We start from the raw sequence: 1,254 nt of genomic DNA, 5'->3' as shown, positions 1-1,254 counted from the left end.
TAGAGAAGCTGCTGAGGATTCATTTTTTGCAGCAGTGGTTTGGTCTGTCGGACCCGGCGGTGGAGGAAGCCTTGTACGACACGCCGCTGCTGGCGAGCTTTGTTGGTCTGGACCTGGGGGTGGATGTCGTGCCGGATGAGAGCACCATCCTGCGCTTTCGCCACCTGCTGGAGCAACACGGCCTGAGCCAGCGTATCCTCGAGACGGTCAATCGCATCCTGACCGAGCGTGGCCTCATGCTCAAGAGCGGCACCATCGTGGATGCCACGCTCATTGCTGCTCCCAGCTCGACCAAGAACGCCCGCCGTGAGCGCGACCCTGAGATGCACCAGACGAAGAAGGGCAACCAGTGGTACTTCGGCATGAAAGCGCACGTTGGGGTCGACGCCGAGACAGGGCTTGGTACACACGGTGGTGGCCACCGCTGCCAACGTCTCGGATGTGACGCAGGCGCATCGGCTCTTGCACGGGCAAGAGACCGACGTCTTTGCCGATGCGGGCTATCAGGGAGTGGACAAGCGAGCGGAAAACCAGGGCAAGCAAGTCGCTTGGCACGTGGCCATGCGGCCGGGCAAGCGCCGGGCATTGGACAAGCGCACTTTTCTTGGCCAGGTGATGGATGCCTTGGAACGCACCAAGGCGCGCATTCGTGCCAAGGGTGAGCATCCGTTTCGGGTACTCAAATGCCAGTTTGGCTACCGCAAGACGCCCTATCGAGGCTTGGCCAAGAACGGCGCGCAGCTCAACGTCCTGTTTGCGCTGGTCAATCTGTGGCTGGCGCGCAAAGCCTTGCTGGCTGCGACGGGATAAGTGCGCCCGCAGTGGGCTCACTGGGGCCGGATGAGGCTGCAGAGGGCCCACGAAGGGGCTTGCTGGAGCCCAAGAACCGTTCAGCATCTGTTTCGATCCCATCCTACGAAACGATATTGACCCTGAACTCGTCGCCACGAACGAGTGGGCGGGGTAGTGCAGAGGTTCCCTAAAGTCGGGCTCAAGTTGGTCGATAACACGGATGAGCGCGGGGAGTGTGGCCCTTGCGCACAGACGAGTTGGGGGTTGCGCCATGTTGACCATTTCATCGATTGCCGTGGCACCGGCGCCGCAATCGACGCCGACCGTGCGGGCCCAGCCGGTGACCCCGGCGCGGCCCAGCAATGCCGTGGCCCGTGACAATGCGGCCGGCGCCGTCGTGGCGCCGCAAGGCGAGGCCGCGCGTGCGCAGGCGCTGGCCGCCCCTCCCGTGTTGGCGCCCGT

The 1,254-nt window shown here is 63.6% G+C and carries 1 protein-coding gene and 1 pseudogene; both read left to right on the top strand.

Features of this window, described 5'->3' with window-relative positions:
* A pseudogene (locus A9O67_RS02960) lies at window positions 1-810 on the top strand (IS5 family transposase); the annotation flags it as partial.
* A gap of 253 nt (window positions 811-1,063) precedes the next feature.
* On the top strand, window positions 1,064-1,254 hold a 191-nt coding region (locus A9O67_RS13370), incomplete at its 3' end, for a hypothetical protein (protein WP_197484411.1).

The sequence above is a fragment of the Tepidimonas fonticaldi genome, assembly GCF_001675355.1.
GTDB lineage: Bacteria > Pseudomonadota > Gammaproteobacteria > Burkholderiales > Burkholderiaceae_C > Tepidimonas > Tepidimonas fonticaldi.
This window is presented reverse-complemented; position numbering and strand designations above follow the sequence as displayed.